The sequence below is a fragment of the Pseudomonas sp. 8AS genome, from assembly GCF_902506505.1.
Lineage (GTDB): Bacteria > Pseudomonadota > Gammaproteobacteria > Pseudomonadales > Pseudomonadaceae > Aquipseudomonas.
Genome location: NZ_LR733406.1, coordinates 481,456 through 503,507, shown reverse-complemented (window position 1 = coordinate 503,507; position 22,052 = coordinate 481,456). Strand labels below are relative to the sequence as shown.

General features: G+C 64.8%; 11 protein-coding genes and 2 riboswitches. Of the genes, 6 read left to right on the top strand and 5 right to left on the bottom strand.

The window, feature by feature from the left end:
* The first annotated feature begins 91 nt into the window (after positions 1–91).
* Positions 92–1,978, top strand: coding sequence for an ATP-binding protein (locus GV001_RS02215; protein WP_160077695.1), 1,887 nt, complete (start codon positions 92–94; stop codon positions 1,976–1,978).
* Positions 1,971–3,296 (top strand): sigma-54 dependent transcriptional regulator, encoded by a 1,326-nt coding sequence (locus tag GV001_RS02210; RefSeq protein ID WP_160077693.1) that lies wholly within the window; start codon positions 1,971–1,973, stop codon positions 3,294–3,296. The genes GV001_RS02215 and GV001_RS02210 overlap by 8 nt, the downstream gene beginning before the upstream one ends.
* A gap of 216 nt (positions 3,297–3,512) precedes the next feature.
* Here the strand turns inward: GV001_RS02210 and GV001_RS02205 are convergent, their stop codons facing one another.
* Together GV001_RS02205 and GV001_RS02200 are read right to left on the bottom strand one after the other, a co-directional pair.
* Entirely contained in the window at positions 3,513–4,274 is a 762-nt protein-coding gene (locus GV001_RS02205) for a general secretion pathway protein GspB (RefSeq protein WP_160077691.1), read from the bottom strand.
* Positions 4,275–4,278: 4 nt separating this feature from the next.
* A complete protein-coding gene (locus GV001_RS02200) occupies positions 4,279–5,991 on the bottom strand; it encodes an AAA family ATPase (RefSeq protein WP_160077689.1) in 1,713 nt (570 codons plus the stop codon).
* A gap of 181 nt (positions 5,992–6,172) precedes the next feature.
* On the opposite strand from GV001_RS02200, the gene GV001_RS02195 reads away from it, so the two are divergent.
* The 3 genes from GV001_RS02195 to GV001_RS02185 all read left to right on the top strand — a co-directional run bounded on the left by GV001_RS02195 (position 6,173) and on the right by GV001_RS02185 (position 10,981).
* Positions 6,173–7,537, top strand: coding sequence for a sigma-54 dependent transcriptional regulator (locus GV001_RS02195; RefSeq protein ID WP_160077687.1), 1,365 nt, complete (start codon positions 6,173–6,175; stop codon positions 7,535–7,537).
* 137 nt (positions 7,538–7,674) lie between these two features.
* Positions 7,675–7,905, top strand: a complete 231-nt coding sequence (locus tag GV001_RS02190) for a hypothetical protein (RefSeq protein ID WP_160077685.1) — start codon at positions 7,675–7,677, stop codon at positions 7,903–7,905.
* A gap of 650 nt (positions 7,906–8,555) precedes the next feature.
* A riboswitch (cyclic di-GMP riboswitch) is annotated at positions 8,556–8,629 on the top strand.
* A gap of 63 nt (positions 8,630–8,692) precedes the next feature.
* Positions 8,693–10,981, top strand: a complete 2,289-nt coding sequence (locus GV001_RS02185) for an Ig-like domain-containing protein (protein ID WP_160077683.1) — start codon at positions 8,693–8,695, stop codon at positions 10,979–10,981.
* Positions 10,982–11,248: 267 nt separating this feature from the next.
* Here GV001_RS02185 and GV001_RS02180 read toward each other — a convergent pair whose 3' ends face one another.
* Positions 11,249–13,915 (bottom strand): hypothetical protein, encoded by a 2,667-nt coding sequence (locus tag GV001_RS02180; protein WP_160077681.1) that lies wholly within the window; start codon positions 13,913–13,915, stop codon positions 11,249–11,251.
* Positions 13,916–14,713: 798 nt separating this feature from the next.
* Positions 14,714–14,788: riboswitch (cyclic di-GMP riboswitch) on the top strand.
* A gap of 64 nt (positions 14,789–14,852) precedes the next feature.
* Here GV001_RS02180 and GV001_RS02175 point away from each other — a divergent pair.
* Positions 14,853–17,177, top strand: a complete 2,325-nt coding sequence (locus tag GV001_RS02175; protein ID WP_160077679.1) for an Ig-like domain-containing protein — start codon at positions 14,853–14,855, stop codon at positions 17,175–17,177.
* 92 nt (positions 17,178–17,269) lie between these two features.
* Here GV001_RS02175 and GV001_RS02170 read toward each other — a convergent pair whose 3' ends face one another.
* Together GV001_RS02170 and gspD are read right to left on the bottom strand one after the other, a co-directional pair.
* Positions 17,270–19,096 carry a hypothetical protein gene (locus GV001_RS02170; RefSeq protein ID WP_160077677.1) on the bottom strand — a complete coding sequence of 609 codons (1,827 nt, stop codon included), beginning with the start codon at positions 19,094–19,096 and terminating at the stop codon, positions 17,270–17,272.
* Positions 19,097–19,825: 729 nt separating this feature from the next.
* Positions 19,826–22,048 carry a type II secretion system secretin GspD gene (gene gspD, locus GV001_RS02165; RefSeq protein WP_160077675.1) on the bottom strand — a complete coding sequence of 741 codons (2,223 nt, stop codon included), beginning with the start codon at positions 22,046–22,048 and terminating at the stop codon, positions 19,826–19,828.
* Between the last annotated feature and the right edge of the window lie 4 nt (positions 22,049–22,052).

Below are 22,052 nucleotides of genomic sequence, written 5' to 3'. Positions count from 1 at the left end.
GGTAGGATGGGTTGAGCGCAGCGATACCCATGGGCACGGGTTGATGGGTATCGCAAGCTCAACCCATCCTACCCAGCCCCGGACGACTGTGATGCAATGTCTCTCCCCCAGCGTCCGCGCCCTGCCGCCCGCCCTCATGGCCAGACCACGCCTGTTCCGCCAATTGCTGCTGACCCTGCTGGCGCTCCTGCTGATCGGCGCCTGCGGCTATGCCGGCTATCGCCTCAGCGAAGCCAGCGGCATCCGCGCCCTGGCCGGCAACGGTGAACGCCAGCTGGAGCTCAATGCCCGCGCGGTGGAAAGCGAGATCAACCAGTACACCTACCTGCCCAGCCTGCTGGAGCTGGAAAACAGCGTCAGCCGCCTGCTGCTGACGCCCAGCACGCAGGACCGCCAGCGCCTCAACGATTACCTGGAAGGCCTCAACCGCCGCAGCGGCAGCCTGGCCACCTATGTGCTGGACCGCGAAGGCCGCGTGGTGGCGACCAGCAACTGGAACCAGGCGGACAGCTACCTGGGCGAGGACCTGTCCTTCCGCGCCTATTTCCAGGATGCCGTGCGCGGCCGCCCGGGGCGCTTCTACGGCATCGGCAGCACCACCGGCGAGCCCGGCTACTACCTGGCCCACGGCCTGCGCAGCCACGGCCGGGTGATCGGCGTGGCGGTGGTCAAGGTGCGCCTGGACGCCCTGGAGAAGCGCTGGGCCGACGCCCGCGTGGAGGCCTACGTCAGCGACGAGAACGGCATCATCATTCTCTCCAGCAATCCGCGCCGCCGGCTCAAGGCCATCCACCCGCTGGACGCCGCCAGCCGCGAACGCCTGGCGCGCAGCCTGCAGTACCACTGGGCGGCGCTGGAGGAAATGCAGCCGCTGGCGCGCCACGAACTGGCCGACGGCCTCGAGGAAGTGCGCCTGGCCGGCGCCGACGGCCAGCCGCGCGACTACCTGCGGCAGAGCCGGCCGCTGGCCGACAGTCCCTGGCACCTGACCCTGCTCACCCCGCTGGACGACCAGCGCCGCGCTGCCAGCAGCCACGCCATGCTCGCCGCTGTGGCCTGCGCCCTGCTGCTGCTCCTGGCCCTGGTGCTGAACCAGCGGCGCAAGGTGATCGCCACCCGCCTGGCCGCCCGCGCCGCCCTGGAGCGGGCCAACAGCGAGCTGGAACGCAAGATCGCCGAACGCACCGCCGACCTGCAGGCCAGCAACACCCGCCTGCAGGACGAGGTGCGCGAACGCCAGCAGACCGAGGCCAACCTGCGCCAGGCCCAGGACGGCCTGGTGCAGGCCGGCAAGCTGGCGGTGATCGGGCAGATGTCGACCAGCATCGCCCACGAACTCAACCAGCCGCTGGCGGCGCTGCGCACCCTCTCGGCCAACGCCGCGCGCTTCCTCGAACGCGGCGCCCTGGATACCGCCGGCAGCAACCTGCAGGCGATCGGCGAGCTGGTCGACCGCATGGGCCGCATCACCGCCAGCCTGCGCGCCTTCGCCCGGCGTGGCGGCGACCGCGGTGAGGCCGGCCTGGAGCAGGCGGTGGAGGCCGCGCTGTTCCTCCTGCACAGCCGCATCGAGCAGGAGCGGCCGGAGCTGCACCGGCAGTTCGCCGACGCCCGCCTGGCCATCGACCAGACCCGCCTGGAACAGATCCTGGTCAACCTGCTGAGCAACGCCCTCGACGCCCTGCGCGAACAGCCACGCCGCGAACTGTGGCTGAGCGGCAGCGCGCACGGCGACAGCTACCATCTGGAGGTGCGCGACAGTGGCGCCGGCATCGCCCCGGACGTGCGCGCCCACCTGTTCGAGCCGTTCTTCACCACCAAGCCCGGCGAAAAGGGCCTCGGCCTCGGCCTGACCCTGTCCGCCAGCCTGGCCGCGGCCGCCGGCGGCAGCCTGGCCGTGCGCCACCCGGAGGAAGGCGGCAGCGCCTTCATCCTCAGCCTGCCGATCCTGCGCGAGGGGAATCACCGCCATGACTGAAACGCTGAGCGTCCTGATCGTCGAAGACGACCCCCACGTGCTGCTCGGCTGCCAGCAGGCCCTGCAGCTGGAAGACATCGCCAGCATCGGCGTGGGCAGCGCCGAGGAGGCGCTGGCCAAGGTCGGCGCGGATTTCCCCGGCATCGTGGTCAGCGACATCCGCCTGCCGGGCAGCGACGGCCTGACCCTGCTGGGCCGCCTCAAGCAGCGCGACCCGAGCCTGCCCGTGGTGCTGATCACCGGTCACGGCGACATCGGCATGGCGGTCGGCGCCATGCAGGACGGCGCCTACGACTTCATCGAAAAACCCTTCTCCCCCGAGCGCCTGGTCGAGGTCGCCCGCCGCGCCCTGGAGCAACGCAGCCTGGCCCGCGAGGTCAGCGCCCTGCGCCGCCAGCTGGCCGGGCGCCAGGCCCTGGAACAGCGCCTGATCGGCCGCTCGCCGGCCATCCAGCAGCTGCGCGAGCTGATCGCCAACGTCGCCGACACCGGCGCCAACGTGATCATCGAAGGCGAGACCGGCACCGGCAAGGAGCTGGTGGCGCGCTGCCTGCACGACTTCAGCCGGCGCCAGGCCAAGCCCTTCGTCGCCCTCAACTGCGGCGGCCTGCCGGAAAGCCTGTTCGAGAGCGAGATCTTCGGCCACGAGGCGCACGCCTTCACCGGCGCCAGCAAGCGGCGGATCGGCAAGATCGAACATGCCGACGGCGGCAGCCTGTTCCTCGACGAGATCGAGAGCATGCCGCTGGCCCTGCAGATCAAGCTGCTGCGCGTGCTGCAGGAACACAGCCTGGAACGCCTCGGCTCGAACCAGCCGATCAGCGTGGACTGCCGGGTGATCGCCGCGACCAAGGCCGACCTGAACGAACTGGGCAAGCGCGGCGAGTTCCGCAGCGACCTCTACTACCGGCTCAACGTGGTGACCCTGGAACTGCCGCCGCTGCGCGACCGCCGCGAGGACATCCTGCTGCTGTTCGAACACTTCCTGCAGCAGTCGGCGCTGCGCTTCGACCGCGCCCCGCCGGTGCTCGACCGCAGCACCAGCGCCGCCCTGCTGGCCCACGACTGGCCGGGCAACGTGCGCGAGCTGCGCAACGTCGCCGAGCGCTTCGCCCTCGGCCTGCCGGTGTTCAAGGGCAGCGGCGCGGCGCCGGACGGCCACCAGCCGAGCTTCGCCGAAGCGGTGGAAGCCTTCGAGCGCAACCTGCTGGGCGCCACCCTGGAACGTCACGCCGGCAACCTCAGCCAGGCCGCCCAGGCCCTGGGCATGGCCAAGACCACGCTGTTCGACAAGGTGAAGAAGTACGGCCTGGGCTGATGCCTTGCGCTGGGCAACGACGCCACCTTATCCAGGACCGGCCCGGCTCGCGGCCATGGCCAAGTGCCGAACGCCGGCGACTCGCCAGTAGGGTGCGCACCAGCAAGCCCACCGAAGCCCCTGGTGCGCACGGCGCACCCTACGGCAGCACCCCAGCAACCGGCCACGGGAAAAACCCGGCACGGCCTGAAGGTTGCCCCTTGGCGGCCGGGACGCTCAGTTCAAGCGCATCCAGTACGGGGCCCCCTGGTAGGTGAAGACGATGCCGTCGCTGGTGATCTGCTGCAGCTGCAGCTCGTCGGTCAGGCGGTCACCCTCGTGCAGGCTGCGGCCCTTGGCGCGGATGAAGCGGGCGCTGCTGTCCGCGGAGTAGACATGAGCGTTGATGCCCAGCTCGCGCACCTGCCGCTGGATGCCGGAGGGCAGGCCCTTCCAGTGGCTGACGCCGTTGAGCTGGGCGCCCTGGCCCTGCCCCGCGTCCTCGGCGCCGCGCTGCGGGATCGGCGGCGGTGGCGCCTGGCGCTCGCGCGGCAGCGAGGCCTGCGGCGGGGTCACCCGTCCGGCGGGCAGCGGCAGCTCCAGCACCACCGGCGCTGCGGGGCGGGCCGGCGGCTGGTCGTCGAGCTGGATGCGCGTACCGGCCATGCTCTGCAACTGCGACAGGCCGGGGGCCTGCGGATCGCTGGGCGCCGCCGGGGCAGGCGCGGCGACGACTGCGGCCGGGGCCGCCTGGCTCGGGGCGATCGCGACGGGTGGCGCAGGTGGCTCGGCGGGCGGCGCCGGCTGCCGGTTCATCATTACCCAGCCGACCGCGAGCACCGGCAGCAGGCCGGCCAGCATCGCCCAGCCGCGGCCGATGCCGCGGCGCCGCGGCGGGCGGTAGGGGCTGCTCGGCTCCTGGGCCGTGTCGATATGGGGAATCTCGCCCAGGTTGCGCTGGCTTTCCGACTGTTTCAGCGCATTGAGGATGTAGGACATGGCCTCACTCCCAGTCCGCTTCGGCGGCGGCGGTCAGCAGGGGAATACCGGTTTCGGTCAGGGTGCTGAGGCGGATCAGGGTCTGCGGCCCCAGCACCGCATCGGTCGCCAACTGGTATTGGTGCTGGAAGGCCAGCACCTGCATCTGCAGGGGCTCGTCGTAGCGCTGGCGCTGGCCGCGCGGCGGCTCGAGGCCCTGCAGCTTGGCCAGACGGGCCGCCAGCCACGGCACCACCGGGCTGCTGGTTTCCGGGCGCAGCGGCTCCTGGTAGCCCGGCGGCAGGCGCCAGAGCAGCAGCGCGCCGGCATCCAGCCAGTTGCGCAGGTCCTCCAGCTCGACTTCGCGCGGTTCGCCGGCGACGTCCAGGGTGGCGCGCCCGGTCTGCCGGTCGAGGCCGACCAGGGTGGCATGGAAGCGCTGCCCGCGGGCATTGCGCAGGCGGATCACCGCCGGCAGGTTGAAGCCGAGCAGTTCCTCGAGCGAGCCAGGCGTCTGCAGGCAGTCCAGCCCGTGCTGACGGGCGTAGCGGCAGATCACCGGGGCCTGCTGCGGGTCATAATCGAGCCCCCAGAGGTCGAACAGGCGCCGGTAGGCCAGCACCTCGGTGGCCGTCAGGTCGGTGCCCGCCGGCCATTGCCACTGCGCCGGGCTCGACGGCAACAGCGCGGGCTGCAGCTGGCCGTCGGCCGGCAGCTCGCCGGCCTGCGGTTCGGCCGCCGGGGCCAGTACCGGCTCCGCCAGGGGCACCGCCAGCGGCGTGGCCGGCGGCGCCTGCACCTGCTCGACCGGCGCGGGGCGCATCCAGGCCAGCAGCTCGTGCCCGCCGGGGATCAGGAAACCGCCCAGCAGCAACAGCAACAGCGCCAGCGGCAACAGCGCCCAGCGCCAGGACGACGCGGGCGCGGCGAACTGGCCGCGTACCTCGCGCGCCGCCCGGTTGAGCAGCCACCAGTTGACCCGCGGCCGGCGCTCGACATAGGCGCCGAGCAGGGCGCGGTCGCAGATCACATTGATCATCCGCGGCACCCCGCCGGTCAGGCGGTACAGGCGGTGCAGCGCCGCCCGGCTGAACAGCGGCGCATCGCGCCCGCCCACGGCCAGGCGATGGCCGACATAGGCCGGCAGCTCCTCGCGGGACAGGGCGTGCAGGTGGTAGCGCGCGGTGATGCGCTGGTCGAGCTGGCGCAGCTCGGGGCGGGCCAGGGTGGCGAGCAGTTCCGGCTGGCCGATCAGGATGATCTGCAACAGCTTCTGGCTGCTGGTTTCCAGGTTGGTCAGCAGGCGGATCTGCTCCAGCACGTCGAGACCGAGGTTCTGCGCCTCGTCGATGATCAGCACGGTATTGATCCCGCGCCCGTGGGCTTCCAGCAGGTGCTGGTTGATCGCGTCGATATAGCCCTTGATCCGGTGGCTGCTGTGCGGGCGGTGGATCTTCAGCTCGTCGCAGATGGCCTCGAGCAGCTCGGTGATGCTGTACTTGGGATTGAGGATCACCGCGACTTCGGTGTTTTCCGGCAGCTGTTCGAGCAGGCAGCGGCACACCGTAGTCTTGCCGGTACCGACATCGCCGGTCAGCAGGACGAAACCGCCGTTGCAGTTGATGCCGTAGAGCAGGCTGGCCAATGCCTCGCGGTGCTGCTCGCTCAGGTACAGGTAGCGCGGGTTGGGCGCTATGGTGAACGGCAGTTCGGAGAAGCCGAAATAGTTGCTGTACATGGACGTCTGACCTCGCAGTCTACCTGTGACTATAGAAGTCGACAGGGCACTTTCCAGTCCGGTACGGGCATACGTCCTTTCGTCGGCGAAACAGCCAAATCATCGCCCCGATCTACACTGTGTAAAGAGGATCGCCTGTTTGAAGTAGCAGAGTCACGCTACTGTATCAAAGGCTTAACACATGTCCGCGATAGTCTCCGAAGCGCCCGGCGCCCCACGCCGCGCGCTGCTTCTCGATCTCTCCAGCGAAGAGACCCCGCCGCCTCTGCAGCACCTGCAGGACTGGGTATTCGACCGGGTCACCACCCTGGACAGCGCCCAGGGCCTGCTGAAGTTCCATCAATACCGGGTCGGCATCGTCATGCTGCCGGAGCTCGCCGAAGAGCAGTACGAGCCGCTCGAAAGCCTGCTCGACCACGACGAGCACCTGTCCTGGGTCGCCCTGACCCGGTCCGGGCTGCTGGAACAGCAGAATTTCCGACGACTGATCTACGAGCACTTCTACGACTACTTTTCCCTGCCGCTGCAGGGCAACAGCCTGGACCACCTGCGCCACGCTCTCGGCCATCTGGACGGCATGTCGCGCCTGCGCGCCCTGGAGCAGGAGGCCCTGGTGCCGCTGGCCGAGTTCCAGATGGTCGGCGGCAGCCGGCATTTCCTCGCCATCTTCGACCAGATCCGCCGGGTCGCCGGGGTCGAGGCGCCGGTGATGATCCGCGGCGAGACCGGGGTGGGCAAGGAGATGATCGCCCGCGCCATCCACCAGCGCTCGCCCCAGGCCGAGGGGCCGTTCGTCGCGGTGAACTGCGGCGCCCTGCCGGAGACGCTGATCCATGCCGAACTGTTCGGCTACGAGAAAGGCGCCTTCACCGGAGCCTACAAGCGCAAGATCGGGCGAGTCGAGGCGGCGCAGAACGGCACCATCTTCCTCGACGAGATCGGCGACCTGCCGCCGCAGATGCAGGTCTACCTGCTGCGCTTTCTCGAACAGAAGACCATCGAGCGCCTGGGTGGCAACCAGAGCATCCAGGTCAATGCGCGGGTCATCGCCGCCACCCACGTCAACCTGGAACAGGCGGTGGCCGACGGCACCTTCCGCGAGGATCTCTACTACCGCCTCAACGTGCTGAGCATCTATGTGCCGCGCCTGGCCGAGCGCGGCAACGACATCGAGCTGCTGGCGCGCTACTTCCTGCACAAGTTCGCCAAGGAGTACGGCACCAGCTCGCGCGGCCTGACCCGCCAGGCCATCGGCGCTCTGCTCAGCCACAGCTGGCCGGGCAACGTGCGCGAGCTGATCAACCGCATCCGCCGCGCCCTGGTAATGAGCGAGAACCGCATGATCAGCGCGGCCGACCTCGGCCTCGAGGAATGCGAGAGCCTGGACATGGTCATGCCGCTGGAGCAGGCCCGCGCCCACGCCGAGGAACTGGCCGTGCGCAGCTGCCTGAGCCACTCGATGAACAACGTGTCGCAGGCTTCAAAACTGCTCGGCGTGTCCCGTGTAACCCTCTATCGCATGATGGACAAATACGGCATCCGTTAAGCCCAGCTGTAACGGCCGAGCAACAGTCGACCGCCCCGGCGCCCCGCCTTTAGCGCGGCGACCCGCCTGGGGCGGGCCTTTCAGGTCTTTGGCGTGCTACCTGCATGGTTTCTCCGGCCAGTGCGGAGGTAAGCAGCATGCCCGAACGCGGTCGCCGAGCCACCGATCTGCAGACGCCGGAAAGAAGAGGCAGCGGCGCCGCGGAAGTGGTCGGCGCATGCCCGGAAAGCGGCACGCTGGCCTTCCCCCTGTTCAGCGAACCGCCCTTCGTCAACTGGTACCACTACCGCAAGCAGCGCATCCAGCATCGCCAGCATGCCTCCAGTTCGCCGCCGATCCTGCTGTGGGATGAAGCGGAAGATCCCTGAGCAGCCGCGGCGCGCAATCTCTCGTAGGGTGAATGCGCACCTCAAACCACGCACAGACCTGAAATCAGTCGGTTCGGCTCCCTCGCGGCAGTGCCAGGAAGTGATCGTGAACCGACTCCGGGCAGCGCCCTCCCGTACCGCCCTTCGCTCCAACCTCGACTAGCCTGCCCCTCTGACGGCTACTGCCGTGCGCCGTCCACCGCCTGCCGCAAAGCCGGCCACCGGCCATGATTCTAAAGCGCCATTAGTGGCCGAAAGCCAGTGTGACGATGGTCTCGTTCCCCCATCTGTATCGATGAACGGTAGCAAAGCGCCGATGCCCGGCTCGATTTGCCCGCACGCCTCTAGCACGCCCATTTCGCTCGCCCGGCAAAAAAGTTCCAGATCATTTTTTAACCAAACCTCTACAGCCTTATGCCTCGTTTGTATAAAAAACGAACAAATCGCGTGCTAGATTCCGCTCCCGTAACAGCTGTACAGAAAATGAACAGAACATCCCTGGCATCTGTTACAGGAAATACCCCGCTGCATTGCGCAGTGAACAGTGAGGTTTGCCGATCCACGCACTGGCATTAGATGTCGTCGAAGATCGAGGGGCTTTAACCGGGCAGCCGCGGCTGCCCCTGTTGTACCGCTACAGAAAGCTCCTCTCCCGACAAAGGCATAACCAGGGCAACCTGGCGACGCAAAGTCACGGGCCCTCAAGGGTCGCCGGACTGCCGAAGGAGACATCCCTCATGGACAGCCGTGAAGAGGAACTTTTCTGAACCTGATTCAGGAGAGCCCCATGCGCTTGTCCAAGCCTTACGCCACATCTTTGCTTTGCATTCTGGCACTCAATGCCGCCCCGGCCTTCGCTACCCAGCCTGCCAGCAATCCCAGCGTCACCCACACGGACATGCGCACCCTGCCAGCTGCCCGCGAGGCCGCCAGCACCCAGACCACGGAACTACTCGGCTTGCACAAGCGCCTGCAGAAAGCCGCAACCGGCGAGCGAGCGCAACTGCGTGAGCAACTGCTCGGCAAGGCCGAACAGCGCCGGCAACTGCTGCTCGAACTGGCGCAGAGCCATCCCGAGGAAGTGCTGCGTGTCGCCATCCCCGAGGACAAGCAGAAAGGCATGCCCGCCGAGGTAGTGGCCAAGCTGGAGCAGCATCAGGAGCTGGAAGGCGAACTGGAAGTGCTCTACGAGGACTACGAGGACGGACCGGCCAAGCTGCGCCACTTCCTCAACACCCCCTTCGGCGAGCGCTTCGAACTACGCCTGGCCAACGCCCAGCGCGAATGGCGCAGCGGCCTGAACGTGCGCGCCCAGGGCGTGCTGCTGGAACATGTCGATGGCGCCAGCGAAGCCATCCAGGGCGACCTGGTGGTCAACGACGACGACAGCGGCCTGCTGTTGTTCGCCGATGGCACGACCACCAGCACCGCTACCGGCGAGCTGGCCTTCGCGATGTCCAATACCCTGGGCGCCCAGCGCACCCTGGCGATCATGGTCAACTTCCAGGATGCCCCGAGCGATAAGCCCTGGACCGCCAGCCAGGTCAACAGCCTGGTGTTCGGCGAGGTCAGCAACTTCTTCAAGGAAAACTCCAGCCAGCAGACCTGGCTGACCGGCAGCGTCGCCGGCTGGTACACCATCCCGCTCAGCAGCACCGTCTGCAGCGGCTCGGACATTGCCAACTATGCCAAACAGGCAGCTCAGAACGGCGGCTACAACCTGAGCAACTACGACCGTTTCGTCTACTTCTTCCCCAAGAACAGTGCTTGTGGGTACAGCGGCATGGCTCAGGTCGGCGCATTCCCGTCGAGTACCTGGATCAACGGCAGTCTGACTGTGAGCACTGTTGGCCATGAGATGGGCCACAACCTCGGCCTGCACCACTCCCATGCCCTCGACTGCGGCAACACCATCCTGGGCAGCAGCTGCAGCTCCCAGGAATACGGCGACACCCTGGACATCATGGGCTACTCCGGCACCGTCGGGCATTTCACCGGTTTCCATAAGGAACGCCTGGGCTGGCTGGCCAGCGACAACATCATCAATGTCACCAGCAGCGGCAGTTTCTACCTGAAGCCCGCCTCAACCCAGACCACTGGCAGCAAGCTGCTGAAGATCGCCAATGGTTTGGACAGCAGCGGTGCAGCCAACTACTACTACGTCGAATACCGCCAGCCGCTGGGCTTCGACGCCCAGCTTCCCAACCGCGGCGTGATCGACACGAACAACGTATTCAATGGGGTGGCCGTGCGCCAGGCCAGCCCAAGCAACGGCAATAGCAGCTACCTGCTGGACATGACCGCCGGCAGCAATTTCGTCGACATGAAGGACGCCGCCCTGACCGGCGGGCGCAACTTCAGCGCCAGCGGCATGACCCTCACCACCCAGTGGACCGATGCCAGCCAGGCCCTGGTCACCGTCGATTTAGGCGGCGGTGGCGGCAGCACCCCGACCTGCACCCGCAGTGCGCCTGTCGTCAGCGTCAGCCCGGGGCAAAGCACCTGGCTGGCCGCCGGCAGCAGCTACAGCTTCACCGTCAGCGTGACCAACAAGGACAGCAGCGGTTGCACCAGCAGCAGCTTCAGCCTCGCCGCCAGCAAGCCCAGCGGCTGGAGCGCCAGCCTGGGCAGCGCCAGCCTGAGCCTGGCCCCGGGCGCCAGCAGCAGCACCACGCTGAATGTCACCTCGCCGAGCAGCGCCGTCGATGGCTTCTACAACGTCGGCGCCAGCGCCACGGCCAATGGTCTGAGCGCCAGCGGCAGCGCCAGCTTCGTAGTGGACAACCCGACCAGCGTGACCAACCAGGCGCCCAAGGCACTCAGCGACAGCGCGCTGCTCACCAGCCTGACCGCGGTGAACATCGCCGTGCTGGCCAACGACAGCGATCCGGACGGCGACGCCCTGAGCATCGTTACCTTCACCCAGGGCAGCAAGGGCAAAGTCAGCCTGAACAGCAACGGCACCCTGAAGTACAGCCCGGCCAAGTCGCTGAAAAGCACCGACCAGTTCAGCTACACCATCAGCGACGGCAAGGTCAGCGCCAGCACCACTGTGAACATCAGCCTCAAGCGCTAGCAGAAGGCCGATTCCACACATGAAAAAGGCGCGGGGCCTGGGCCTCGCGCCTTTTTTATTCCGACCGAACTGCGCCCCTGTAGGTGCGGATTCATCCGCGCTGGGAACTGCCTGTCCGGCACAACTGTCGCGGCTAAAACTCCGCCCACCACAGCGGCCGGGTTCATTCGGCAAAGAGAAAAGCAGCACACAAAAAAGCGCAGGGCCACGCCCTGCGCTTTTCGTTTTGCGATGCCCGGGTCATCCCTGACTGCGGCGGGTTACTCCTTAGAACGAGTTATCGTTCGGCAGGTCGCAACCCAGGTTGTTGTAGCCATCCAGCTCTGCGTGCAGCGCCAGGATGGTGGCCCGATCCTTGGTGGCCAGAGCCGCATTGACTTGGGCAATTACCTCTGCGGTGGTCAATGGGAAGTCGTCGACCTCCGGATTGGTGGAGTTGAGCAGCGAAGCCACTGCCGAGCGCAGCAGATTCTGCGCCGCGCCGACCAGGTTTTCGCCACCACCGTAGTTCAACGCCTCCATCAGGGTGTCATCACCCAGTTGGTTGTTGATCTGACCGTTAGGCAGACTGAACACCGAGGTGATCAGCTGATTCGGGCTGTAGCCCACCCAACTGCCGGGGCTGTTCTTCCAGAAGCCCGGGGTGCAGCCTTCCAGATCCGATGGCGGCGGAACCTCGCAAGTCGCGTTGGCCGGTTCCGACTCAAGCACCGAGCCATCCGCGCCAGTCGCAAATGCCACCACGGTATTGGTGTGAAGGCCGGCCGACAACGGTGTGTAGCTGCCGTTGTAGTTGGTCGTAGCCCCCGGAGCCAGATCACCGAGGTTGAAGGTCACGTCGTCCAAGACATCGCCCGGCGTACCATTGTCATCCACTACCGTGATGCCCAGCAGCGCAATGTTTCCGCTGTTGGTCACAGTGCCGTCGAACAGAATCGCCTGACCGAAGGCCGGTGCGTCAGTGCACTGCTTAGTGACCTCAATGAACGGACTTGGGGTCGCCGAGCAAGTGGCGTCTGCATTAGCTTCCGGCGTGGTTTGGGTCAGCACATCGGTTCCGCTAGCGACAACATTGTCAATGGAGCTGAAGCCACTGGCATTGTAGCTGCCGCTGTACGGTGCCGATTCCCCCGGCCCCAGGTCAATCGGGCCCAAGACAATGCCGTCACCGCCTACCTGGTCATCCACCACCGTGACGCCCGTCAGCTTGACATTACCGGTGTTGGTCACCGTACCGGCAAACTCAGCCAAGATGCCCGTGCCGCCGGCATTGATGGTAGCCCCGGTGCACTCCTTGGTAACCGCTATGCCCGGCGTTACCGTTGCCTCGCAGGTCGCAGGTGCCGGCAGCGCTTCCACTGGCGTTCCAGCCAATACGTCGACCCCGGTTGCGGTCACTGTATTCAGGGAGCTGGCGGTACCCGGAACGCTGTACTGGCCCGTGTAGTCTTTCGACTCACCGGCGTTCAGGGTGATGGCGCCACCGAATACATTGATGTCATCGCCGCTATCGCCCGGCGTGCCAGCGTCATCCATCACGTTGACATCCTCCAGCGCGACCAAACCCGGGTTGCTCACCGTGCCACTGAAGTTGACCACGATGCCGTCACCCGTGCCGTTCACCACCGTTTCATCGCACTGCTTGGTCACATTCAGCAGCGGCTCGATTTGCGGCGAGCAGGTGTCCGAGGCCTCAGCCGTGACGCTGGTGCCGTTGCGATGGCCTTCGGCGGTCACCGTATCGGTGGCAGGGATGGACAGGGTGGTGTAAGCCGCACCGCTGTAGTTAGCCGAAGCCCCCGGCTCCAGATCGCCGATAGGGATCTCCTCGTCATCCGCGGTATTACCCGGAGTTCCCATGTCATCGGTCACGGTGACGCCAAACAGCTTCAGGCCACCGTCATTGGTCACCGTGCCGCTGAAGTTGACCACGACGCTGTTGCCGCCATCCTGATCGTTCACCGTAGCCTCGCACTCCTTGGTCACGGCGATGCTGCAGAGGTCGAAGTCACCCAGCACGAAGTCCTTCAACTGCGCGGTTTCCGAACGCGAGCTACGGGTCTCGGCGAGGAAGCTGCTGAAGCAGGGCACATCGCCGCCGAGCAGCTTGCTCACATTGATGCCGCCCTCGTAGAAGCTCTCGAGGGGAATCCCCGCAAAGCCATTCTTCGGCGTGTAGGGCCAGGCCGGTTCGCCGCTCAGGTTGCCGTGGTTAGTGATGGCACAAGCGAGCTTGTCACCCGCGCCATCGCACTGGGCGGTGGTGGTGAAGATCTGATTCAGGTGTTCCGCGACGTTGCCGCCGCTAGTCACCCATTCGTAGACCTTGATCTCCGGTACCGCGTTGGCGCCCTGGGGATACTCCACCAGCACCAACAGGTCCCCTGGCGTGTGTACACCATTGAACTGCTTGTTTGGCCCCAGGCCGACCTCGTCCTGGAAGAACCAGAAACCGGCGAAGGCATCGCCATTGTTGGCGTAGCGATCCAGGCCGAAGTAGATGATCAGGTCGCCCGGATCATTCATCGTGTCGCCCCCGCCAGCCGGCACCGTATAGGCTGCCGCATAGGCATTGGTGATGTCGTCCTTGTCCGGCACGCTGCCATCGGTATAACGCCAATCCGAGACATCGTTGATGTCCTTCGAGCCGCCCTGGGTAAAGATGGTCAGCGGTGCCGGGTCGTCGATGATGACGTTGCCGGTATCCGGATCGACAGTCGTGCCTGCCGGTGTACCCAACTGGGTGCCCAAGTGCAGGCTGCCCCAGTCATCGCCACCGCCCGGCTGCACATCCACCGTGTTGCCATCCAGTTCAAACAGTCCTGGCGGGGTGCCATCCACGGCATAGATCGCCGTGGTCGTGACGCCCGCCACCAATGCCGCAGCTAGCAAACAGCGCGGCAGCGTTCGCAGTAAAAAGCTGTGCGTGTGCATAACCATGCTCCCTCGCCCTGCCGACCTGCCCTGGCCACAGGAACGATAGAGCCCTGACGCCGCCGACGCGGACATCCTCGACCCGCCCGGAACCAAGATTCCAGGCGACGACAAGGCACTCTCACCTTGGCTCTCCCGCAACCACTGCACGCTGGGCCTGAGCCATACCGGAAGCCCTCGAGCTTCCTCGACAGACGTCGATTCAATAACCGCGCCACAATCATATCTGCCTGTTTTTAAAGGATTTAATGATCGTTAATGGGAGCTGACGGACAGTCGCCCCCGGCGCAAAGCCGATTTTTTGTACAGGCCCCGAAACAGCCCGATGCGAGTTGCGCCGCAAGGCGCAAGAAAAAGCCCCAGAGGCCCCATGCCCAGGCCTGCCTGGGAAAAAGCCTCGGTTGTTCAGAGGGCGTAACAGCGGTGTTCATGCAACGCCATCCGTCGGCTGCCCACCCGCTCCGGCGCGTTTCGGCGCCCCGTCATGAATCGACGAAAAGCCTCTAGCACGGGCATTACAGCCTGACTGACACCCCCTCCTCAGTGGCTCAGCCAGGTAACGACTGCCCTTATGACACTTCTGTATAAAAAATGAACAGTTGCCGTGTTAAATTTCACGCCTGGTACAGCTGTTCAAAAAACGAACGATCAAACAGCCGTGCCGTAACAGGAAATACCCGCCCACTGCAAAGCGCAGTAGACATTGAGGTTACAGATCACCGCCCGTCGGGCAGTGCATCGGGGGCTTTAACCGGGCAGCTGCGGCTGCCCCTGTTGTATCGCTACAGAAAGCTCCTCTCCCGACAAAGGCATAACCAGGGCAACCTGGCGACGCAAAGTCACGGGCCCTTCCAGGGTCGCCGGACTGCCGAAGGAGACATCCCTCATGGACAGCCGTGAAGAGGAACTTTTCTGAACCCGTTTCAGGAGAGCCCCCATGCGCTTGTCCAAGCCTTACGCCACGTCTTTGCTTTGTATCCTGGCGCTCAATGCCGGCCTGACCTTCGCCGCCCAACCTGCCAGCGTCGCCCACACGGACATACGCACCCTACCGGCTGCCCGCGAGGCCGCCAGCACCCAGACTACGGCGCTGCTCGGCTTGCACAAGCGCCTGCAGAAAGCCGCGGCCGGCGAGCGTGCGCAACTGCGTGAGCAACTGCTCGGCAAGGCCGAACAGCGCCGGCGACTGTTGCTCGAACTGGCGCAGAGCCATCCCGAGGAGGTGCTGCGTGTCGCCATCCCTGAGGACAAGCAGAAGGGCATGCCCGCCGAGGTAGTGGCCAAGCTGGAACAGCATCAGGAACTGGAAGGCGAGCTGGTGGTGATGTACGAGGACTACGAGGACAGGCCGGCCAAGCTGCGCCACTTCCTCAACACGCCCTTCGGCGAGCGCTTCGAGCTACGCCTGGCCAACGCCCAGCGCGAATGGCGTAGTGGTCTGAACGTGCGCGCCCAGGGCGTACTGCTGGAGCATGCCGATGGTGCCAGCGAGACTATCCAGGGCGACCTGGTGGTCAACGACGACAACAGCGGCCTGCTCCTGCTCGCCGACGGCGCGACCGGCAGCGCCAACAGCACTGGCGAGCTGGCCTACGACCTGCCCAACACCCTGGGCGCCCAGCGTACCCTGGCCATCCTAGTGAACTTCGAGGATGCCCCGAGCAATATGCCGTGGACCACCACCCAGGCCAACAGCCTGCTGTTCGGCAGCGGCGGCGTCAGCGACTTCTTCAAGGAAAACTCCAGCCAGCAAACCTGGCTGACCGGCAGCGTCGCCGGCTGGTACACCATACCGGTGAGTAGCACTGTCTGCGACAGCATCGCCATCGAGAAATATGCCAAGTCGGCGGCCCAGGCGGCGGGTTTCAACCTGAGCGACTATGATCGCTTCGTTTACCTCTTCCCGAAGAATAATGCTTGTGGTTTCAGCGGGGCGGCCCAGGTTGGCTCCTTTCCTTCCGGCGCCTGGATCAATGGCAGCATGATCCTGCGCACTGTTGCCCATGAGATGGGCCATAACCTCGGCCTGCACCACGCCCATGCCCTGGATTGCGGCGACACCACCCTGGGCAGCAGTTGCTCCAGCCAGGAGTACGGCGACACTCTAGATATAATGGGCTACTCCGGCACCGTCGGGCATTTCAACGGTTTCAGCAAGGAGCGCCTGGGCTGGCTGGCCAGCGGCAATATAATCAACGTCGGTAGCGGCGGCAGCTTCTACCTGAAGCCGGCCTCAGTCCAAACTACCAGCGGCAAGATCCTGAAGATCACCAACGGTGTGGATAGCAGCGGAGCCCCCAGCTACTACTACGTCGAGTACCGCCAGCCGCTTGGCTTCGACGCCCAGATCACCGACCGTGGTGTGGTCGACCCGAGCAACGTGTTCCAAGGCGTGGCGGTGCACCAAGCCAGCCCGAACAATGCCAACAGCAGCCAGTTGCTGGATATGACCGCCGGCAGCAATTCAGTAGACATGAAGGATGCCGCCCTGACTGGCGGGCGCAGTTTCAACGACAGTGGCATGACCCTCACCACCCAGTGGACCGACGCCAGCCAGGCCCTGGTCAGCGTCGACTTCAGTGGCGGCAGCACCCCGACCTGCACCCGCAATGCGCCTGTCGTCAGCGTCAGCCCGGGGCAAAGCACCTGGCTGGCGGCCGGCAGCAGCTACAGCTTCACCGTCAGCGTGACCAACAAGGACAGCAGTGGCTGCACCAGCAGCAGCTTCAGCCTGGCCGCCAGCAAGCCCAGCGGCTGGAGCGCCAGCCTGGGCAGCGCCAGCCTGAACCTGACACCGGGCGCCAGCAGCAGCACCACGCTGCAGGTCACCTCGCCGAGCAGCGCAGCCGATGGCTTCTACAGCGTCGGCGCCAGCGCCACCGCCAACAGCCTGAGCGCCAGCGGCAGCGCCAGCTTCGTGGTGGACAACCCGACCAGCGTGACCAACCGGGCGCCCCAGGCGGTGAACGACGCCTCGCAACTGACCACCATCGCCTCGGTCAACGTGCCGGTGCTGGCCAACGACAGCGACCCGGATGGCGACAAGCTGAACATCGTCGCCTTCACCCAGGGCAGCAAGGGCAGTGTCAGCCTGAACAGCGACGGCACCCTGCGTTACAGCCCGGCCAAGGCGTTCAAGTCCGGTGACCAGTTCAGCTACACCATCAGCGACGGCAAGAGCAGCGCCTCAGCGACGGTGAGCATCGGTCTGCAGTCCAGCGCCAGCGGTGGCGGTACGGGGGGCGGTAAGAACGGTCGCTGAGCGAATCCAAAAGAAAGGGCGCTGCTGTGCAGCGCCCTTTTGCCAGGCCGGCGGTCCTGTCCTAGAAGACCGCACCGCCATTACTCACTGGGTCAGGAGCCATCATGCGGCGGGCAGAGCGGGCAACTGGCATCATCACTGTCGGTGACATCCTGAGTACCGGTGATTGCCCCATCACCCACAGCGGTGGCGGTGTTGTTGAAGTACACCTCGCTGGGAACCAGACTACCCGTGATGTTCTGGCCATCCGGTCTGTAGGTCTGATTGATCGTCACCTCCTCCCCGACATTCAGGAAGCCGATGCACTCACCGACACCCGCGGTAATGCTGCAACTGATGTTATCAGAATTATCGGTGAGGCTCTGGATGCCCGACTCCGTGTCAGTGATGGCTACAGCGACCAGTTTCTCATCACCGGTATTTTTCACCTTGATGAGGTTGTCCACCTCGACCAGCACCTCGCCGCCTTCTGCCACCAGCCGTACGCCACCGCCCTCCGGATCGCATTCCTTGGTTACCTCGATGCCCGGTGTCAGATCCAGGAGACAAGTCGCCTCGGCTGTTTTTGTGTCGATGAGTGTCAATGTACCGGCGGAGAAGAACTTCATGGTCACTTCGTCAGAGTACGAGAGCGTAGTGACTGCCGTTGTATAGTTCCCCTCATAGTGCACCCGCTGACCCGCGCCCAAGGTAAAGGTGGCGGTGGCGCCCGTGGTCACGTCGGTGGGCCCAGGAGGCACAACGGCATCGCAGATATCGTTGTTGTCGTTGTCAAAGCACACCGTGGTGAACGCGGAACCGTCCTGGTTATCATCCAGTTCAACAAACACCGACTGACCGCCGGTATTGAGCACGTTACCCTGGAAGTTCACCGTGACTTCAGTCTTGTCCTCACTGAGCACCGGTGCCCCCAAGCATTTCTTCTCGACCTCGGCGCCGCAGACTGGGAAGTCGTCTATCACGAAGTCCTTCAGCGTGGCGGTTTCCGAACGGGAGGCACGGGTCTCGGCGAGGAAGGCGGCGAAACAGGGGGTAGAGCCGAGCAACTGAGTAACGTTGATGCCGCCCTCGTAGAAGCTCTCGTGGGGCAGCCCGGTGCCGGATTTCGGCGTGTAGGCCCAGGGTATCGGATCTGGATCTGCCGGTAGATCCAGCGGGTTGGTTTTGGCACAGGCCAGTTTGCCGCCAAAGCCATCGCAGGCGGCATCCGTATCGCTGGCCAACAGCAGGAGGTTAGGCGCCACGTCGCCGCCGCTATCCACCCATTTGTAGACCTTGATTTGCGGCGAGGCATTGGCACCTTGTGGGTATTCCACCAGCACCAGGATGTCGCCCTCCATGTGGTTGCCGGTGAATTGGTTGTTGCCATTGGTGGCGACTTCATCCTGGAAAAACCAGAAGCCGGCGAAGGCGTCACCGTCGTTGGCGAAACGGTCCAGGCCGAAGTAGACGATCAGGTCGCCGGCCTCGTGCACCGGCACCATGTCGCCGCTACAGGCCACCGCCTCCGTACCGTCGAAACAGACATTGTTCGGGTTGGTAAAGGCCGCCGCGTAAGCGTTGGTGATGTCATCCTTGTCCGGTACCGAGCCATCCTTGTACCACCACTCGCTAACGTCGTTGATGTCCTTGGAGCCGCCCTTCCAGTAGACGGTTTGTGGCGCCGGGTCGGCGGTGATCCCGGTAAAGGTGACCATATTTTCTGGAAACTCTCCGGGCGGGACGCTTTGGCTTAACTCGTACAGCTCTGACCAGTCGGTTCCGGGGCCGTCATTCACTAGGATATTGCCCTCCAGCTCGAACAAGCCGGGTGGATCGCCGTCGACCGCGTTGACCGTGGTCGAGCTGGCGATGCCAGCCGCCAAGATCGCGCCGAGCAGACAGCTCGGCAGCTTTCTCATCAAGTGTTTCGTGTTCATCTGTCTGCTCCTTCACCGCCGCTCGAGTGTCGACGAGATTGCGGTGTTCAGACGCCCAGCCATGGCGCATGGAATAACGCCGGTGTCGGGGGTTGCCCTTGGGCCGGCTGGGACGCTGTGCTCTTGCGCAGGGTGCTAGCGGATCTCGATTGCGGTTTTTCTCGCTTGCGATGCCATCGAGACCCCTCTCCGGAGGACGACCGACTCTCCTCGCCGCAGAGGCAATCAATTGCCATGCCAAATTTATAACTATATGTTTTATATGATTTTTTTTATAAAAAATGGCAGGACTTGATGCGACTGATGCGCCGCGGAGAGGATTGCAGGGGGGCATTGTTAAGGCAGAATGACAGCAGGCTCCCGGCATAGGCGAAAAACCCTATTCATTTCAGCAGCTTGGCTGTTTAGTCGGACAGTTGCGGCTGTACAGTCGGCGAGACAAACACCGATGACACCTGATCACCAACGCCGCTGGAAATGTTAAGGCAGACTGACAGCAGGCCCCTGGTGCGCACGGCGCACCCAACAGACCGCTTCGCCTTCAGCCCCGGTCGATCAGGCCAACAGGTAACGTGGACAGAACCATTATCGATCCGGCCCGATAAAGGGTTACACAGCGCGGCTATTGTAGGAGCCAGCTTGCTGGCGATTCGGGCGTGAAGAGCATCGCCAGCAAGCTGGCTCCTGCACAAGGCCGAATCTATGGGGTTCTGCGACCTGGCCCTGGAATCATTCGAACTGACGCCCCTGGCCCTGCCAGGCATCCTGCGGCAGGGTCACGCCCTTCAGTTTGTTGCGGTACTCCTGGGTGACGTCTTTGGCCTCATCCGTACTGGTGACTGCGGTCGGAGTAATCAGCACCACCAGTTCGGTGCGCTGGATCTGCTTGCCCTGGCTGCCAAAGGCCCAGCCCAGAAAGGGAATGTTGCGCAGGTAGGGCAGGCCCTCGCTGGTGCGGCTGTTGTTCTCCTGGATCAGCCCGCCCAGCACGAGGGTCTCGCCACTCTGCACCGCCACATTGGTATTGATCCGGCGCTGGGTAATGGTTGGTGAGTCGATACCGGAGGTGGTGGTGGGTTTTACATCGTTGACTTCCTGAGTGATTTCCAGGGAGATCATGCCGCCCGCGTTGATCCGCGGCTTCACCTCCAGCAGCACCCCCGTATCCTGATACTGGATGGTGCTGGTGACCAGGGCCGAGGGGTCGATGGGGTCGTCGATCACGCCGCTGGTGTTGGTGGTTTCCGAGGTGCGGATCGGCACCCGATCACCGACTCGAATGGTCGCGGCGCGGTTGTCCAGCACCATCAGGGTCGGCGAGGAAATCACATTGATCTTTGAGTCCGCCGCCAACACGTTGAGCAGCCCGCGAATGTCGCCGCCATCGAAGATCGCCAGGGAGCCAGTGGGAGTGGCCAGGTCCGCCGGGTTGAGCAGGTTGCGGGTGCCTATAGGGGAGGCGCGCCCGAGAACGCCGACGTAGTCCTTGCTACCGATATTGCCCTTGAAGAACCACTGCAGGCCGTAGCGCAGCTCGTCCTCCAGGGCGACCTCGACGATGGTGGCCTCCACCAGCACCTGCAGCGACAGCACGTCGAGCCGCTCGATTGCCTGCAGCACCCTCTCGTAATCGCTGGGCGTGGCCATCACCAGCAGGGTGTTGGTCTCGTCATCGGCGATGATGCTGACCTCACCCACCTCCAGGCTGGCGCCTTGGCCGTCCGGGCCGATCAGCACCGGCTCGCGGCCGACCTCGACTGCGGTCTCGCCATCTGCCGCCGCAGTCGCCGACGGTGGCGGTTCGCTCATAGAGTTCATCTGCCCACCGTCCCGCGGCTCATCCTCGGTCGTACTGCGCCCCTCGAACAGCTGCGTGAGGATATCCGCGATGGTTTCCGCCTTGCCGTGCTGCACATGGTAGACATGCATGCTCACGCCCTGGCCACCCTCCGCGCGGTCCAGGCGCTCGACCCAGGCACGGGCATCATCCAGGTACTTGGCCTGCGGGGTGATCACCAGCAGGCCGTTGAGTCGCTCGATCGGCAGGAAGCGCACCATGCCGGCCAGCGGCCCGCCCGCCGAATCGCCGAAGATTGCCTCCAGCTCCTTGAGCACCACTGGCGCCTCCACCGCCTGCAGGCGGAACAGGCCGACCGACATGCCGCGCAACTGGTCGACATCGAACACCCGCACGGTCTCGCGGATGTTGTTCAGCTCATCCTGGGTGCCGGCAACCAGCAGCAGGTTGCGCGTTTCGTCGACCCGCATCAGGCCCTTGACCGGCTTGAGCGGCTCGAGAATCTTCTGCAGTTCGGCGGCGGAGATGTAGCGCAGGGGAATCACCAGCAACTGGTAACCGCGCAACTCTGCCGGGCTGAGCCGCGGCACCAGGGCGCCCGACGACGCGGCGTCGATGGGCACCACTTCGTAGAAGTTCTCCGACTTGACCAGCACGGCGCCATTGACCTGCAACAGCGCTTCCAGGGTCGGTAGCAGCGCCTCGCGGGTGAGCGGCCGGCTGGTCTGAAGGCTGACCGTGCCGCTGACGTTCGGATCCAGCATGTAGTTCAACCCGAGGATCTCGCCGAGGATGATCTTGACCACCTCGGCGATCTCCATCTGCTGGAAGTTCAGGGTGATTTCGCCCTCCTTGGCCACCGGCTGCTGGGGCACGCTACCGAGAGCGACCATGCTGCCGGAGCCCCGGTAGATCTCGGCGCGGGGTGCCGACTGGGATGTGACGGGCACCGGGGTAGCCTCGCGGCGCAGCGGTTCGCCCTGCGGGCGCGGCTGGCGCACGCCGCTGGGTGGCGTCGGCTCGGCCTGCTCGGCCTTGTGCCCCCAGGGGTTGTCGAATGTAGCCCGGTCGCCTCCTGGAATCGCCGCACAGGCTGCCAGCAGCAGATAGCCGCCGAGCTGGAAAGGGCGAGTCACGATCCTGAGCATCTTCATCTGT

Coding starts and splice junctions, on each gene's coding strand:
- GV001_RS02215 (WP_160077695.1), top strand. CDS start 92: ATGCAATGTCTCTCCCCCAGCGTCCGCGCCCTGCCGCCCGCCCTCATG.
- GV001_RS02210 (WP_160077693.1), top strand. CDS start 1,971: ATGACTGAAACGCTGAGCGTCCTGATCGTCGAAGACGACCCCCACGTG.
- GV001_RS02205 (WP_160077691.1), bottom strand. CDS start 4,274: ATGTCCTACATCCTCAATGCGCTGAAACAGTCGGAAAGCCAGCGCAAC.
- GV001_RS02200 (WP_160077689.1), bottom strand. CDS start 5,991: ATGTACAGCAACTATTTCGGCTTCTCCGAACTGCCGTTCACCATAGCG.
- GV001_RS02195 (WP_160077687.1), top strand. CDS start 6,173: ATGTCCGCGATAGTCTCCGAAGCGCCCGGCGCCCCACGCCGCGCGCTG.
- GV001_RS02190 (WP_160077685.1), top strand. CDS start 7,675: ATGCCCGAACGCGGTCGCCGAGCCACCGATCTGCAGACGCCGGAAAGA.
- GV001_RS02185 (WP_160077683.1), top strand. CDS start 8,693: ATGCGCTTGTCCAAGCCTTACGCCACATCTTTGCTTTGCATTCTGGCA.
- GV001_RS02180 (WP_160077681.1), bottom strand. CDS start 13,915: ATGCACACGCACAGCTTTTTACTGCGAACGCTGCCGCGCTGTTTGCTA.
- GV001_RS02175 (WP_160077679.1), top strand. CDS start 14,853: ATGCGCTTGTCCAAGCCTTACGCCACGTCTTTGCTTTGTATCCTGGCG.
- GV001_RS02170 (WP_160077677.1), bottom strand. CDS start 19,096: ATGAACACGAAACACTTGATGAGAAAGCTGCCGAGCTGTCTGCTCGGC.
- gspD (WP_160077675.1), bottom strand. CDS start 22,048: ATGAAGATGCTCAGGATCGTGACTCGCCCTTTCCAGCTCGGCGGCTAT.